Annotated in this window: 14 protein-coding genes, 3 tRNA genes and 1 pseudogene; 7 read left to right on the top strand and 11 right to left on the bottom strand. The window is 62.4% G+C overall.

Translation table 11 applies throughout. From position 1 onward, the window contains the following. The 5 genes and pseudogenes from CAG31_RS15505 to CAG31_RS15485 form a co-directional block, all read left to right on the top strand. Window positions 1–783: pseudogene (locus CAG31_RS15505) on the top strand (type VI secretion system tip protein VgrG); the annotation flags it as partial. Further along, window positions 780–1,361: a DUF4123 domain-containing protein gene (locus CAG31_RS15500; protein ID WP_085582576.1), complete on the top strand. Its 582-nt coding sequence runs from the start codon at window positions 780–782 to the stop codon at window positions 1,359–1,361. The pseudogene CAG31_RS15505 and the gene CAG31_RS15500, both read left to right, overlap by 4 nt. 197 nt (window positions 1,362–1,558) lie before the next feature. Then, window positions 1,559–2,035 carry a hemerythrin domain-containing protein gene (locus tag CAG31_RS15495; protein ID WP_085582574.1) on the top strand — a complete coding sequence of 159 codons (477 nt, stop codon included), beginning with the start codon at window positions 1,559–1,561 and terminating at the stop codon, window positions 2,033–2,035. Between the two features lie 60 nt (window positions 2,036–2,095). Continuing rightward, entirely contained in the window at window positions 2,096–3,025 is a 930-nt protein-coding gene (locus CAG31_RS15490) for a DUF72 domain-containing protein (protein ID WP_085582572.1), read from the top strand. Between the two features lie 117 nt (window positions 3,026–3,142). Then, window positions 3,143–4,996 (top strand): ABC transporter ATP-binding protein, encoded by a 1,854-nt coding sequence (locus CAG31_RS15485; RefSeq protein ID WP_085582570.1) that lies wholly within the window; start codon window positions 3,143–3,145, stop codon window positions 4,994–4,996. Between the two features lie 8 nt (window positions 4,997–5,004). On the opposite strand, the gene CAG31_RS15480 is transcribed toward CAG31_RS15485, so the two are convergent. From CAG31_RS15480 to CAG31_RS15435, 10 genes are all read right to left on the bottom strand, one after another. Continuing rightward, window positions 5,005–5,442 carry a GNAT family N-acetyltransferase gene (locus tag CAG31_RS15480; RefSeq protein WP_085582568.1) on the bottom strand — a complete coding sequence of 146 codons (438 nt, stop codon included), beginning with the start codon at window positions 5,440–5,442 and terminating at the stop codon, window positions 5,005–5,007. Window positions 5,443–5,563: 121 nt separating this feature from the next. Further along, window positions 5,564–6,466: an NAD(P)-dependent oxidoreductase gene (locus tag CAG31_RS15475; RefSeq protein ID WP_256578274.1), complete on the bottom strand. Its 903-nt coding sequence runs from the start codon at window positions 6,464–6,466 to the stop codon at window positions 5,564–5,566. A 369-nt stretch (window positions 6,467–6,835) separates the two neighbouring features. Next, a tRNA-Leu gene (locus tag CAG31_RS15470) sits at window positions 6,836–6,922 on the bottom strand. 194 nt (window positions 6,923–7,116) lie between these two features. Continuing rightward, a tRNA-Cys gene (locus CAG31_RS15465) sits at window positions 7,117–7,190 on the bottom strand. A 46-nt stretch (window positions 7,191–7,236) separates the two neighbouring features. Continuing rightward, a tRNA-Gly gene (locus tag CAG31_RS15460) sits at window positions 7,237–7,312 on the bottom strand. Window positions 7,313–7,372: 60 nt separating this feature from the next. Then, the gene (gene pgsA / locus CAG31_RS15455) at window positions 7,373–7,933 is read right to left on the bottom strand and encodes a CDP-diacylglycerol--glycerol-3-phosphate 3-phosphatidyltransferase (RefSeq protein WP_085582590.1); all 561 of its coding nucleotides are present in this window, start codon (window positions 7,931–7,933) and stop codon (window positions 7,373–7,375) included. Between the two features lie 32 nt (window positions 7,934–7,965). Continuing rightward, window positions 7,966–9,789 (bottom strand): excinuclease ABC subunit UvrC, encoded by a 1,824-nt coding sequence (gene uvrC, locus CAG31_RS15450; RefSeq protein ID WP_085582566.1) that lies wholly within the window; start codon window positions 9,787–9,789, stop codon window positions 7,966–7,968. Window positions 9,790–9,791: 2 nt separating this feature from the next. After that, entirely contained in the window at window positions 9,792–10,433 is a 642-nt protein-coding gene (gene uvrY / locus CAG31_RS15445) for a UvrY/SirA/GacA family response regulator transcription factor (RefSeq protein ID WP_085582564.1), read from the bottom strand. Window positions 10,434–10,561: 128 nt separating this feature from the next. After that, complete coding sequence (locus CAG31_RS15440) at window positions 10,562–11,005, bottom strand: N-acetyltransferase (protein ID WP_085582562.1); 444 nt, start codon at window positions 11,003–11,005, stop codon at window positions 10,562–10,564. Further along, window positions 11,006–11,764 carry a carbon-nitrogen hydrolase family protein gene (locus tag CAG31_RS15435; RefSeq protein ID WP_085582560.1) on the bottom strand — a complete coding sequence of 253 codons (759 nt, stop codon included), beginning with the start codon at window positions 11,762–11,764 and terminating at the stop codon, window positions 11,006–11,008. Window positions 11,765–12,384: 620 nt separating this feature from the next. Between CAG31_RS15435 and CAG31_RS15425 the strand changes: the two genes are divergently transcribed. Next, entirely contained in the window at window positions 12,385–13,455 is a 1,071-nt protein-coding gene (locus tag CAG31_RS15425) for a 3-deoxy-7-phosphoheptulonate synthase (RefSeq protein WP_085582557.1), read from the top strand. A gap of 58 nt (window positions 13,456–13,513) precedes the next feature. Here CAG31_RS15425 and CAG31_RS15420 read toward each other — a convergent pair whose 3' ends face one another. After that, window positions 13,514–14,560, bottom strand: a complete 1,047-nt coding sequence (locus CAG31_RS15420) for a hypothetical protein (RefSeq protein WP_085582555.1) — start codon at window positions 14,558–14,560, stop codon at window positions 13,514–13,516. Window positions 14,561–14,959: 399 nt separating this feature from the next. Between CAG31_RS15420 and CAG31_RS15415 the strand changes: the two genes are divergently transcribed. Then, on the top strand, window positions 14,960–15,241 hold the full coding sequence (locus CAG31_RS15415) for a peptidylprolyl isomerase (RefSeq protein WP_085582553.1): 282 nt from the start codon (window positions 14,960–14,962) through the stop codon (window positions 15,239–15,241). The last annotated feature ends 83 nt before the right edge of the window (window positions 15,242–15,324 follow it).

The following is a 15,324-nucleotide window of genomic DNA, read 5'->3' as shown; positions in this document are numbered from 1 at the left end:
GACCCCGACCAGCCGCTGGTCACCGGCTGCCTGTACCACAAGGAAAACGTCGTCCCCTACGACCTGCCCGCGAACAAGACCCGCAGCACCTTCAAGACCCTCAGCTCCCCCGGCGGCAAGGGCTACAACGAACTGCGCATCGAGGACCGCAAGGGCGCCGAGCAGATCTACCTGCACACCCAGCGCGACTGGGACGAGAACATCGAGCACGACCAACGGATCCGCATCGGCAACGAACGGCACGACACCGTCGAGGCCAACGCCTACAGCGAGTTCAAGGTCGAGGAGCACCGCATCACTCATCTGAATCGCATCAGTGAAATGCGCGCCGACGACCACCTCACCGTCGCAGTGACCCGGCACGTGAAGGTCGGCACCGGGCAGTTCGTCGAGGCTGGAACCGAAATCCATTACTACGCCGGCGAGAAGGTCGTGGTCGAGGGCGGCATGGAACTGACGGCCAAGGCCGGCGGCAGCTTCGTGAAGGTGGACGCGGGTGGGGTGACCATCAGCGGGGCCGAGGTGAAGGCCAATACCGGCGGGGCGCCGGGGGTGGGGAGCGGGATTGCGATCCTGGCGCCCGTCATCCCGTGGGCAGCGGACCGGGATAAAAACGGGCAACTGTTGAAGCCCGCCACGGTTGCCGGGCCGCCCGAGGCGTCTGTACCTGCCCCCACGATCGCCGAACGCAAGCAGGCCCGCCTTCAACGCCAGAACAGCCAGGCCCTGACCCTCAAGCGTGCGGCCGAAAACGGCACGCCTTTCTGTGAGGTCTGCTCATGACCAACGCCCTGCCTGAGTTGGATCTGGGTCTGATGACATGGCTGATGGGCGAGTTGTGGCACGAGGGCGTTCACCCCGGCGCACCGCAGGTCTACGCCTTGCTCGACGGTGGCCGAGACGAACGGATCGAACCCATGGTCCGTTCAAGCGGGGCGGAATTCACCTGCCTGTATGCCGGCAAGCTCGAACCGGCGCTGTCCGCCGTCGCCCCCTACCTGGTTCATCTCGATCCGCACCAGCCGTTCACCGGCGCACTGCTGGATGCTGGCTGGGGAGCCAGTTGGGGCTATTTTGTCGTTGCGCCGGCAGACATATCCCTTCGCCAGTTACGACGTCACTTTCGAACCTTGCTCAAGGTCGAGGATTTCACAGGCAACCCGCTGGTGTTCCGCTTTTACGATCCGAGGGTGCTGCGCACGTACTTGCCCACCTGCCTGCCGGAGGAACGTTCCGCGCTCTTCGGCCCTTGCAGGCGGTTCATCGCGGAAACCGCAACGCCCGGTTCGCTGATTGCCTATCCAGCCGTTGCCTCTGCCGATGCCGGCGGGCATGTGCGTGCGCTGCCGTCGTTCAAATGAAGCGGGCGGCCGCTCAGCGTCCGTAATCTGCAATGCCCGTTCGCCGCGTTTCATGCAGGCTGCATGAAGGCCCTTTGCGACTGGAGCCTGCAACCCACTGATTCGCTTGCCGCTTTCCTCAGCGCCGGTTTGGCACGCCCTGTGCGATGAATCAGCAATCACGCCTGTGATCCATCCACCACCATAGGGTAAGCGCCATGAACGCCATCGACCTCCTTAAAGCCGACCACGAACGCGTCAAGGACATCCTCGCTCGCTTGAGCGAATCGACGGAGCGGGCCTTGAAAAAACGCACCGAACTGCTGAGCAAACTGGAGACGGAAATCTCCATCCATACGCGCCTGGAAGAGGACATCCTCTATCCGGCCTTCAAGCAGGCCGGCAGCAAAGAACAGGACGTGATGTATTTCGAAGCCAAGGAGGAACACCGCACCGTCGATAGCCTGGTGTTGCCCGACCTCAAAGCCACCGACCCAGGAACGCCCGAATTCGCCGGCCGAGTGAAGGTGGTGCGCGAGCTGCTGGAGCATCACATCGAAGAAGAGGAAAAGGAAATGTTTCCCCAGGCCAGAAAACTTCTGGGCAAAGCCGCGCTGGATGAGCTGGGCGTGGAGATGGAAACCCTGAAAGGCAAGCTCAAGAAAGAGATGGCCAACGAGCACGTTGCGGCATGAGCCTAAGTCGCGAACGCTCCGTCATCGTCAAGGACGATCCGGCAGCAAAGGGGGCTGACGATGGGCAGTGAGGTGCGCATCGGCCTATCAGGCTGGCGCTATGCCCCTTGGCGAGGCGATTTCTATCCCGAAGGCCTTATTCAAAGGAAAGAACTCGCCTACGCTTCGCGGGCCGTCAACAGCATCGAAATCAACGGCTCGTTCTATGCCCTGCAAACGCCCGAGCGGTACGCGCAATGGGCGCAGCAGACCCCCGACGGCTTCGTGTTCAGCGTCAAGGCGCCCCGCTTCATCACCCACGTCAAACGCCTGCGGGACATCGAAGAGCCTTTGGCCAACTTCTTTGCGTCAGGTGTGCTCGCGCTGCGCCGTAAGCTGGGGCCGATCCTGTGGCAGTTTCCGCCCAGCTTCAAGTTCGACGAAACCCTGTTCGACGAATTTCTCCGGCAATTGCCCCACACCAGCAACGCCGCCAAGCGCCTGGCGAAACACAGCCAGGAACGCCTGCACAAAGAAGGCTACCTGGAGAGCACTGCCGGATTGGCCATGCGCCACGCGGTGGAAATCCGCAACGACAGTTTCCTGTCCCCGGCCTTCATTGACCTGTTACGCCGGCATGGCGTTGCGCTGGTGGTGGCCGACACCGCCGGCAAGTGGCCCTGCATCGAAGACCTGACCGGCGACTTCGTCTATCTGCGACTGCATGGCGACAAGAAGCTTTACAGCAGCGGGTATTCGGAAAAGGCCCTGAAGCGCTGGAGTGAACGCATCGATCTCTGGCGTCAGGGGAAGCAGCCCGACGATGCCCGGCTGGTGCAGCACAAGGCAGGCAGGCGGCGCAGGTCGCGGGATGTCTTCTGCTATTTCGACAATGACATCAAGGTGCGGGCCCCCTATGACGCCTACCGGCTGCTGCAGATGCTCGACCTGGCCGGTCAGTTGTCCGTCACGCCCGGCAGGTTGCCGGACGACGATTCCATGCTCTCATGAGGCCAGGGCCCTGCATCGGCGCAACGCCGATCCCTTGGCATCCGTTCTTGACCGTCTACCCTCAAGACCACCGCGCAGTGGCACAATCCCCTCATCTTGACGCCTTCGGAGGCCACAATGCTTCGCGTGTTTGAACGAATGCTGGATCCTTTTCCGCCCGATGAGGCACCGCCTCCGCCGGTAGGCCTGGCCCGTTTCCTGTGGGCCTGCACGCGCGGCGCCCGGGGCTATGTCCTTGCGCTCGCCCTGCTGAGCGCCGGCGTGTCGGTGTACGAGGCCTGGCTGTTCGCCTTCCTCGGGCAAGTGGTGGATCTGCTCGCCACCTGGCAGGCCGGCGGCGCGGTGAGCGACCAGGAAACGCAAGTGCTGTGGGGCATCGGCATCGTGCTGCTCACCAGCGTCGGGCTGGTGGCCCTGCGCACGATGGTGCAGCACCAGATACTGGCGATCAATCTGCCGCTGAGACTGCGCTGGGACTTCCACCGGCTGATGCTGCGCCAGAGCCTTTCATTCTTCGCCGATGAGTTCGCCGGCCGTGTCACGACCAAGGTGATGCAGACGGCGTTGTCCGTGCGGGAAGTCTTGTTCACCGTCATCGAAATCGCCCCCGGCATCGGGGTCTACTTCATTGCGATCATCGCCCTGGCCGGCGGCTTCGATCTCAAGCTCATGCTGCCGTTCATCGCGTGGGTGGCCCTGTTCGGGCTGGCCATGCTGTATTTCGTGCCGCGCCTGGGGCAAGTCGGACAGGAGCAGGCCCATGCCCGGTCTTCGATGACAGGACGGGTTTCGGACGCCTACAGCAACATCACCACCGTCAAGCTGTTCTCCCACTCCAAACGGGAGGCCCATTTCGCCCGCGCGGCGATGGAGGACTTCAAGCAGACCGGGTTTCGCCAAATGCGCCTGGTCAGCCAGTTCGAGATCGTCAACCAGGCGTTGGTGGTGGCGCTGATACTCGGCGCCGGCGGTTATTCGCTGTGGCTGTGGCACCACGGCGAGGTCGGCACCGGGGCGGTCGCCGCCATCACCGCCATGGCGTTGCGCATCAATGGCATGTCGCATTGGATCATGTGGCAAATGACGTCGCTGTTCGAAAACATCGGCACCGTTCAAGACGGCATGGCCACCCTGACCCGCGGACCTAAGGTGCAAGATGCGCCGAACGCCGGCGTGCTGGTGCCCTTCGGCGGCGCGGTGACCTTCGACAAGGTGCGTTTCACCTACAACGGCGAGCGCCAGGTGTTCGACGGATTGAGCCTGAGCATCCGTCCCGGCGAAAAGATCGGCCTGGTGGGCCGCTCCGGCGCCGGCAAGTCCACGCTGATCAATCTGCTGCTGCGTTTCCATGACGTCGACAGCGGCGAGATCCGCATCGACGGGCAGAACATCGCCAAGGTCACCCAGGACAGCCTGCGCAGCGCCATCGGCATGGTCACGCAAGACACCTCCCTGCTCCATCGCTCCATCCGCGACAACATCGCGTACGGCCGCCCGGACGCGACCGATGAGCAAATCCACCTGGCCGCCGCCAACGCCCAGGCCGATGGTTTCATCCGCCAGCTGAGCGACCGGCAAGGCCACACCGGCTACGACACACTGGTGGGCGAGCGCGGCATCAAGCTGTCCGGCGGCCAGCGCCAGCGCATCGCAATTGCCCGCGTGATGCTGAAGAACGCCCCGATCCTGTTGCTCGACGAGGCCACGAGCGCCCTGGATTCGGAAGTCGAAGTCGCCATCCAGGAAAGCCTCGACGAGATGATGCAGGGCAAGACCGTCATCGCCATCGCCCACCGGCTGTCCACCATCGCGGCCATGGATCGCCTGATTGTCATGGACGAGGGACGTATCGTCGAACAAGGCACCCACGCCGAACTGCTCGAGCGGAACGGCATCTATGCCCGGCTTTGGCAGCATCAGAGCGGTGGGTTCCTGGGTGAAGACCAAGGGTTGGCGCAGGCGATGGAATAGATGAGCGATCAGCGGCTCAGGAACTTCACAAAAATCAGTTCCGGGTCGCCCGGATCGAGATTCTCGACGACGCCGCTCGCCTGAAACCCGGACTGCGCCAACAACTGGCGCATGGGGCCGTTCGACGCATTGGTTGACGTGAAGATCTTCTCAGCGCCTGTGATGCGCTCCAAATGGGCCAAGATCTGCCGCCCAACCCCGGAGCGCCGGTGGGCGCCGGAAACCATCACCAGCGAAATGAACCATTGCCCGAAGAAGCCCCGGTTCAGGCAGCCATAGCCAACCGGAGCGCTCGCATCATGGGATCCGAGGGCAACCCAGCACTCGGACGAGCCCACGGCCGTTTCGATCAATGCGCGGCGGCCGGCATCGCTTGCCGCCAGCGGATCGAGGCGGTAGAGGCTCTCCAGATCGCCCGGTAACGCTTGCCTGATGACCCTGTGCATGATCGTTTCCCTCCGGTTGGATAGGCGCCGGCAAATGATGGAGACATGGCCATTTCCCGGTCATCCCGTCATGGCCATGTACCCTTCTCCGACTCAAGCCTCCTGCCGAGCCACCAGGGGCTCAGTCGACAGCCTCGGCCATGAATGATTGGGCGATGGCCGATACGTCCTGGTCGCCATGCCCCATGGATTGCGCGCGCTGGGCCAGTTGGCACACAGCGTCGAAGAGCGGGGTACGGGCACCGCACGCGTGCATAGACTCGGCAATGTACCCGAACGCGCCTACGTGCACATCGAGCGTCGCCTGATCGCCCGCGAAATCTTGCTCCTCGATCCGGCGCACTGCGTCTGAAAGCGCATCGGAGACGAAAAACCGCGAAGCATCGGACAGAAGCCGAGCCGTCTTCGCGGCGGACATTCCAAAAGGCCGGCTCGCGCCTACGGCTTCGTAAAAGGCGACCATCGCGGCAAATGAGTACGCGTGGAGCATGGTCGCAAACGCCAGCGCTTCGTCCCAGGGAAGAAACACCGCGTTTCCGCTGAGCGCTTTCAGTAACTCTCGGTGTTGCTCGAAAGCATCATGCTCGCCGGTGTAGATGCAATAGCTTTCGGGATTCCCGACATTGCGCGGATACGCCACGATCATGCCTTTGACGTAACGGCCGTCCGCGCGATTGACGAGTGCCTGAAGCGACAGGCCGTCCTCTCTCGAGCCCGTTGAGAAATTGACGATCGTACGGTTGTCGAGCGCACGACTCATGCCATCCGCCCCAAGAAGCTCGTGTACTGCGGCGTCGTCCAAAAGCACGAGCACTGCAACAGGGCTCGCCGCCAGGGCGGCTTCTGCAGACTCACAGAGGTGGGCGCCGGCGGCGACGAGCGTCTCAGCCTTGCCTGGCGAACGATTCCAGACCGCCACGCGTTTCCCTTGCTTGAGAAACGCCCGCACCATAATCCTCCCCATAGCCCCAAGGCCCAGGACGGACACATCAAAGCCGGATTGAGAGTTGCCACTGTCGCGCACGATATTGTCCCCTTTGTCTATGCATGCTCTGTGGTTACGGAGTTGCTGAACATGATCAACCGACCAAGTCAGATGATAAAAAGCAAGCGATGTGCCAGATCTCAACGGATCAAGGCAGAGGATGGGAATCAAATACTTACGCTTTAACGGGCGAGGTAGGCTGGTACATTCATACCCAATGCGCATCGGCTACGTCGGCGGAGTGCGACCACATGGGTATTTTTGAAGCGATCGTTGGCGAATGATGTCCACAGCCTGGCAGCCGGAAAAAGTCAGGCTTACGAAGTGAATTGTGGAAACACGTTCTTTTTTGCGGAACAAAAACAAAAAGGCTTGCGTGAGAAATCTCACGCAAGCCTTTGATTTGTATGGTGCCCGAAGCCGGAATCGAACCGGCACGCCCTTACGAGCGGGGGATTTTAAGTCCCATGCGTCTACCAGTTTCGCCATTCGGGCGGTAGCGCGGTGTCGCTCTGCGTCTTTGCCCTTCTCCCGGTTCGGCAGAAAGAGCGGTTGCACAGCAGACGGGGAAATATATACATCACTTCCCTGTGAAGCAAGTTGGCATAAGCCGTTTTCAGGTCTGAATGCTGCCAGCGCTGAAAATAAAAAAGCTCCGTAAATCATGGATCTACGGAGCTTATTTAAAGTGGAGGCCGAGGTCGGAATCGAACCGGCGTAGGTGGATTTGCAATCCACTGCATAACCATTTTGCTACTCGGCCTCAAAACATTTGCTGTCTAGTAGCACAACAACAAACGTGTACAAATTGGAGCGGGAAACGAGACTCGAACTCGCGACCCCGACCTTGGCAAGGTCGTGCTCTACCAACTGAGCTATTCCCGCTTGGTGTGGCGCATTCTATAGATTTAAGAAGCGCCGTCAACCCTTTGATTCAAAAAAGTTTTATTTTTTTTCCACATCGGTCTTCAGGTGCGGCCAGGCAGCCCGCAGGTACTGAACCATCGACCACAGCGTCAGGCCGGCGGAGACCATCAGCAACGCATAGCCCAGCAGGACCCAGAAGCTGAAGTCCTTCGGGTTGGCCAGCAGGATCACCAGCGCGAGCATCTGCGCGGCGGTTTTCCATTTGCCCAGGTTCGAGACGGCGACATGGGCGCGGGCGCCCAGTTCCGCCATCCACTCGCGCAGTGCCGAGACGACGATTTCGCGGCCGATGATGACGGCGGCCGGCAGCGTCAGCCAGAAGTTGCCGTGTTCCTGCACCAGCAGCACCAGGGCTACCGCCACCATGAGCTTGTCCGCCACCGGATCGAGGAACGCCCCGAACGGTGTGCTTTGCTTCAGGCGGCGAGCCAGGTACCCGTCAAGCCAGTCGGTTGCCGCAGCGAAGGCGAACACCGAGCTCGAGGCCAGGTAGCTCCACTGGTAAGGCAAATAGAACAGCAGAATGAAGATCGGGATGAGCAGGACGCGGAGTACGGTGATCAGGTTCGGGATATTCATCGACACAACTGGCTACGAGGTGAATGGGCATATTACTCACTATGCAGGTTCGCATAAATCGACTCTGCAAGCTTTTTGCTGATGCCCGGTGCTTTGGCGATTTCTTCGATGCTTGCACGAGACAGCTCCTGCAATCCACCAAAATGTTTCAGCAAGTCGCGGCGGCGGGTCGGCCCCACCCCGGCGACGCCTTCCAGCGTCGAGGTGCGCCGGGCCTTGCCGCGCCGGGCCCGGTGGCCGGTGATCGCGAACCGGTGGGCCTCGTCGCGGATCTGCTGGATCAGGTGCAGCGCCGGCGAGTCGCCGCGCAAGGTGAACTCATGCGCGGCATCATTCAGATACAAAGTCTCGAAACCCGCCTTGCGGGTCGCACCCTTGGCCACCCCGAGCAGGATCAGGTCCGGCACAGCCAGTTCGTTGAGCACATCGCGGGCCATCGACAGCTGCCCCTTGCCGCCGTCCACCAGCAGGATGTCCGGCAGCTTGCCCTCCCCGTCCTTCAGCTTGCTGAAGCGCCGGGTCAGGGCCTGGTGCATGGCGGCATAGTCGTCACCGGCCGTCACGCCTTCGATGTTGTAGCGCCGGTAGTCCGACTTGATCGCCCCCTCGGGGCCGAACACCACGCAGGAGGCGACGGTGGCCTCGCCGCTGGAATGGCTGATGTCGTAGCACTCCAGGCGCTGCGGCGGTTCGTCCAGGTTCAGCACGTCGGCCAAGGCCTCGAAGCGTGCGGCGACATGCTGCCGGTTGGCCAGCCTCGCGCCCAGGGCCTGCTCCGCGTTGGTCACCGCCAGTTGCTGCCAGCGCGCCCGCGTGCCGCGCACACGGTGGCTGATGGTCAGCTCCCGGCCGCGCAGCGTGTGGATCGCCTCGATCAGCGCCGGGAAGTCGTCGTGCATCACGTTGACGATCAGCTCGCTCGGCAGGTCGCGCTCCGGGCTGCTGATGAAATACTGGCCCAGGAACGCCGACATGACCTCGGAGACATCCTCCTCGATCCCGACCTGGGGAAAGAAGTTCTTGCTGCCCAGCACCCGCCCGCCCCGCACGCTGATCAGGTGCACGCATGCGCCGCCCGGGTTGACGAAGGCGGCGATGACATCGATGTCGCCGGTGCCGCCCTCCATGCTCTGCTGGTCCTGAACCCGGCGCAGCAGCGCTATCTGGTCACGCAGCTCGGCCGCATGTTCGAACTCCAGATTGATCGCCGCCTCTTCCATCGCCGTGGACAGCTCATTGGTCAACGCATGGCTGCGCCCTTCAAGGAACATCACCGAGTGGCGCACGTCTTCCGCGTACACCTGCGGCTCGACCAGCCCGACGCAAGGTGCCTTGCAACGTTTGATCTGGTACTGCAGGCACGGACGGGTGCGGTTCTTGTAGTAGCTGTCCTCGCACTGACGGACGAAGAACGTCTTCTGCAGCAGGCTGAGGCTTTCGCGGATCGCGCCGGCGCTGGGATAGGGGCCGAAGTACTTGCCCTTGGCCTTCTTGGCGCCGCGATGGATGCTCAGCCGCGGAAACGGGCCGTCCGACAGGAACACGTAGGGATAGGACTTGTCGTCGCGCAACAGGATGTTGTACGGCGGCCGCCATTCCTTGATCAGCGTCTGCTCAAGCAGCAGCGCCTCGGTTTCGTTGGCGGTGATGGTCGTCTCGACCTGGGCGATGCGGCCCACCAGCGCAGCGGTCTTCGGTGCGAGGCCGGTCTTGCGGAAATAGCTGGCCAAGCGCTTTTTCAGGTTCTTGGCCTTGCCGACGTACAGCAGGCGCGCGTCGCTGTCGAACATGCGGTACACGCCGGGGCGCCCGCTGACGGTCGACAGGAAGGCGCCGGAATCGAATGGGTCGGCCATGGTCAGAGGCTGGCGTCCACCATGCCGTGACGAACCGCCAGCAGCGTCAGCTCGACATCGCTGCTGATCGAAAGCTTCTCGAAGATGCGGTAACGGTAGGTGTTGACGGTTTTGGGCGACAGGCACAGTTTGTCGGAAATGATCTGAACCTTCTGACAACCGACGATCATCAACGCGATCTGGATCTCACGCTCGGACAGGGCGTCGAACGGCGAGTCGTTGGTGGGCTGAAAGGACTTGATCGCCAGTTGCTGGGCAATCTGCGGGCTGATGTAGCGCTGACCGGCGAACACCAGGCGAATGGCCTGCACCATTTCCGCAAGGCCCGCGCCCTTGGTCAGGTAACCGGCGGCCCCTGCCTGGAGCAACCGCGTCGGAAACGGGTCTTCCTCGCACACGGTCACCGCGACCACCTTGATGTCCGGATGGCTGCGCAGCAGCTTGCGCGTGGCTTCCAGGCCGCCGATGCCGGGCATCTTGACGTCCATCAGCACCACATCGGGCTTCAGTTCCCGGGCCTTGATCAGGGACTCTTCCCCGGACTCGGCCTGGCCAACCACCTGCAGGCCATCGATATCGGCCAGCATCCGTGTAATGCCTGTACGAACGAGATCATGGTCATCGACCACTAGCACCCTAATCAAGCAGACACCTCGCGAAACGGTCTTATTGAGTTGCCGGACACCTTAGCAAAAAAGTACCGGACAGACCTAGCGAAAAGCCGAAGATAAAAAGTTTCAATTTTTCATCCAGCCCTTGCCGGGCCTGCGTTTCAGAGCACAAGCGTACTCGGATCCAATTCCATCCGCAGGAAACACTCGTCCTCGCCCTGCACGGCAAATCCCTGTCTTTCATACAAGTTCCGGGCCGGATTGCTCTTGAACACGGTCAGGCGCACGGCCGGGCGCCGTTCCTGACGCGCCATCGCAGCAACCTGACCGATTGCCCAGGCGCCGGCACCCTGGCGACGGTGGGCTTCGACAACCTGCAACTCACGAATATAGATCGCCCGCGCATCGCGGCTCAGGCTGAAAAAGCCGGATGTCACCCCGTCATGCACGATCAGCCAGCTCTCACGCCCCGCCCAGCCCGCGTCGAACCCTTCGTCCTGCCACAGCAGATCGTACTGAATGTAGTAACGCAGCATGTTCCGGCAGGTGAGTTCCCGGGCGAACGCCAGATCGGCGGGGCTTGCCGGCCGTCGCTCAAACGCCATTCAGACCTCCGGCACAGCGGTGACCTGCCCTTGCCATACGCCGGCCCGGCGCCGGGCGACGACCAGGCAGCTTCCGGCACCGGGCGCCGCAACGACCAGGGCGCCATCTTCGGCCCAGATGGCGCTGCGCCCGGCCGACTGCCATCCGCCGGTCTCGCCGCCATGGTTGGCCATCAGCACCGTCATCCCATGCTCACGGGCGTAGCTTTGCAACATGGCACTGTCGGGCCCATAGCCCTTTTCGCTTATCAGCACACCGGCGGCATAACACTGCGCGCCCAGCCGTCGGGCCGTTGCAGCATGGCTGGCATGGGTGAAGTCGGCGCAGACGGCCAGCGCGACGGTCTCGCCGCCGATCGTCAATGCCGCACCGCCCTGGCCCGGCGCGAAATAGCGATCCTCGCCCGTATGCAGGTGCTGCTTGCCGTAGATGCCCAGCGAACCGTCAGCACCCAGCACCAAGGCGCCGATCAGCACCGGACCGTGCGGCTGCAGCCGAATCGGCATGCCGACCACCGCGGTCACCCTCAGCTCGCGGGCGAGATCGCGCAACGGTTGCAGCACGGCGTCCTGGGGATCGACGGCCAGCCCGGCGGCCAGCGCGCCCTCGTACCCGGTGAGCGACAGCTCCGGAAAGACCAGCAGCTCCACGCCCTGATCGGCGGCCTGCCGGATGAAGCCGCAGTGGCGCGCAATGTTGGCGCACAGATCGCCTTTCACGGAAACGGACTGGGCGGCGGCGATCGTCAGATCTGACATGGTTTGTCCTTGGGAATTGGCTCGATGCCAGAGTGTGTCACAACATCGACTGCACTCAAGCGATAGAGACTGACGGAACCTGCGATAGCAATTTCTGATTGCTGAGCCGCACAGGCCTCTAGTAAGCTCGGCCCCAACCTAACGGAGACACACCATGTTCAACGTCCCTTCCCAGCTCGACACCGCCAGCGCCCTGCGCTCGGTTGCCGCTGCCCGGTCGGCTGACGTCTGCGCTCCGGCCGGTTTTTATTTTGGGTATTGGTTTAGCCACTGGCGCGCCTGATACCCACATGGCGCCCATATGAACGGGTCGCCCACCAGAGAATTCTCAACCCCCGGTCGGCCTCCCGACCGGGGGTTTTGTTTTTCAGGCCCAAACCTTTTTCCGCGACACACCAGACACTTTTGAGGAATCACGACATGAACTACGCCACCTATTACCGCTACGACAGTTTTACCGCCTGGCGATTTACCAGCCTCCGCTCGGGACAGCCTGCCGCCTCCGATCGGTCACCCCAAGGTGGCAAGCACACACTCGAAGCCAATACGGCCCCTTGTCGAACACCCCAGTAGGGACGAGTGCGCGGGAAGCACCCGCCACTCGCCCAGGAAGCTTGAATATGAACTCGTCCGTTTCTGCGTTGCCGCTGTCCACCCTCGATTCCGCCAACGAATCGCTGACCCTGCGCCTGCCCACCTCGTTGCAGCTCAAGCAGCAGTTGCCCCTCGGCAATGTCCTGAGCCAACAAGTCGCCGCCCACCGCCAGGCGATCCGTGCCATTCTCGACGGTGAAGACCATCGTTTGCTGGTCATTGTCGGGCCCTGCTCGATTCACGATCCCCGCTCCGCCCTCGAATACGCCGAAAAGCTCGCCCGTTTGAGCCACGATGTCAGCGACCAGATGCTGCTGGTGATGCGCGCCTACGTCGAAAAGCCCCGTACCACGGTCGGCTGGAAAGGCCTGGCCTACGATCCGCGCCTGGACGGCAGCGACGACATGGCCGGCGGCCTGACGCTCTCGCGCGAACTGATGCTGGAGATGATCCGCCTGGGCCTGCCCATCGCCACCGAATTGCTGCAGCCCATGGCCGCCGGCTACTTCGACGACCTGCTCAGCTGGGCCGCCATCGGCGCACGCACCACCGAATCGCAGATCCACCGGGAGATGGTCAGCGGCCTGCCCATGCCGGTCGGCTTCAAGAACGGCACGGACGGCGGCGTCGCCATCGCCGTGGATGCCATGCGTTCCGCCGCCCATGGTCACCGGCATTTCGGCATCGACAGCCAGGGCCACCCGGCCGTCGTCCAGACCCCAGGCAATCCCGACACCCACCTGGTGCTTCGCGGAGGCCACAAAGGGCCGAACTTCGACCGCAACAGCGTTGCCGACATCCAGACTGCCCTGGCCCGCCAGCCGGTTTCGGGCCGGATCATGGTCGATTGCAGCCACGCCAACAGCGGCAAGGATCCCCTGCGTCAACCCGCCGTGTTCAACGACGTGCTCGAACAGCGCCTGCAAGGCAACCGCGCATTGATCGGCATGATGCTGGAGTCCCATTTGTTCGACGGCTGCCAACCCTTGAGCGGAACCTTGCGTTACGGCGTTTCGATCACTGACGGTTGCTTGGGATTCATCCCAACGGAACAGCTTCTGCTGCAGGCCGCAGAACGTTTGCGCAATCAGGCGTAGACCGGCAACGACAGCCTTCCGGATCGCCATGAACCGGAAGGCCTGTGCCCACGCCCGGCTACGCGCTGATCTGCACCCACGCCACCTCAGACTCTTGACTGACATCGTCCAGCCGTTCGACCGAGTAGGAAACACGCACCACGGTGCCTCGATGTTCTCTCCAGAACCGGTACGGCACGATGAAGTCCAAGGACTGCCAGGCCGTTTCCGGGGTGATTTCCCGATAGTCGCGATGGTTGAAGCGTTCACCGTCGCATCGCAGGTACACCAGCTCACCGTTTTCGGCCTGTGCGTTGCCGATCACCACAGTGATGCCGTCAAGGGTCTGGTCCACGTCAAGCACACCGCCTTCGGCGCCCACCACCTGTGGAGCGGCCAGCGGTTCCCGCACCAACGGCGCGACCTTGATTCGGGTCGTCTCCGACTGTCTAACCTTTCCCTGCTTCTGTTCTACCCGGTAACTGACGGTGACCTCCTCGCCCAAGGACGCTGCGATCCTGTCATGGGCGATCCACAGAGTAAGCGGTGCCCCCATTGAAGCCGGCGCTACGGTCAAGGCATCCTCCACCTGCCCCGTTTCACCTTGCCAGGACAGCTGAATGCAGTCGCCTTCGGCCATGGCGGGGTATGGGCGAATCGTGACGGGGGTTCCCTCGGGCACCCGATCAGGATCGAGGGCACCACCGACGGCTTCCTCGACGATCGGCGCAAGCAGCCCGCCTTGCGGCTCGCCGATGAGCAACGACAGCCGCTCGGACGAGACCGTCTCGCCGTGCCTTGCGCGGTAAAGCGTCCAGTGCACCTGCGCGCTGCCACCCTCCAGCGCGGCGATGCGGTCACCCTTGATGACGAACACCACGTCGCACCCCACTTGTTGCCGGCTGACATGACGGATCAGGGAGTGCCCCTCGGGAATGCCTTCGGCGTCCAGGCCGCTCCAGTGCAGCACCAGCCTGTCGCCGTTGGTCATGCCGGGGTAAGCCGCCACCGTGACGACGGCCTTGTTCCAGGCCGGATCGAGCATGCCGTCATTCAGGTGGGCGACCGCGGGCGCCGGCAAGGTCGGGGCCGCGGCGCACGTGAGGATTGATTCATTCATGTTCATTTACCGATCCACTCCTTGGATTGACCGCTTTGCGATAAAGCGTCGTGTACCGCCCATTGAACGCTGTCCGGAACAAAAGAGATGTCGGGGCTTTTCGATACGGCGTCCGGAAACTGCCGCCACGCACGGTAGGCATCCGCTGGCGAGATCGAGCAAACCGGGCAAAGGATTTCCGATTGTTCCGACTCAAGCCTCAAGAAGGGATGAACCCTCCTACGCTCTCTAATCGCACTCAGGTCGCGCCGAATCCGCTCCTGCCGCCTGCCCGACAGGCAATCCGTCCGCAAACGGCTAACCTTTGACACCCAGGCACCGGACAGCCGGACGGAACATTGCCGAGAAATCGCCCGCCGAATCCGGTAGGCTCCACCCTTTATCGATTTGATTGGAGAGTTACCCATGGCCCGAGCCACCGCCCGCCACATCCTGGTTTCCACCGAAGCCAAGTGCAACGAACTCAAGGCCGAGATCGAAGCCGGCGCCGATTTCGCCGAAGTGGCCAAGAAGAACTCCACCTGCCCGTCCAGCCGCGACGGCGGCAACCTGGGCTCGTTCGGCCCGGGCCAGATGGTCAAGGAATTCGACACCGTGGTGTTCAGCGCACCGGTCAACACCGTGCAAGGCCCGGTGAAGACCCAGTTCGGCTACCACCTGCTGGAAGTCACCAGCCGTCAGGACTGATCCACCGTCCGGTCTGCAGTGCAACGGCCCGCCCTTCGGTGGGCCGTTGCGTTTCGGTTGTGCGATACGGCTGGCGACTGGCC

It is taken from the genome of Pseudomonas sp. R25(2017) (assembly GCF_002112565.1).
GTDB lineage: Bacteria > Pseudomonadota > Gammaproteobacteria > Pseudomonadales > Pseudomonadaceae > Aquipseudomonas > Aquipseudomonas ekonensis.
This window is presented reverse-complemented; position numbering and strand designations above follow the sequence as displayed.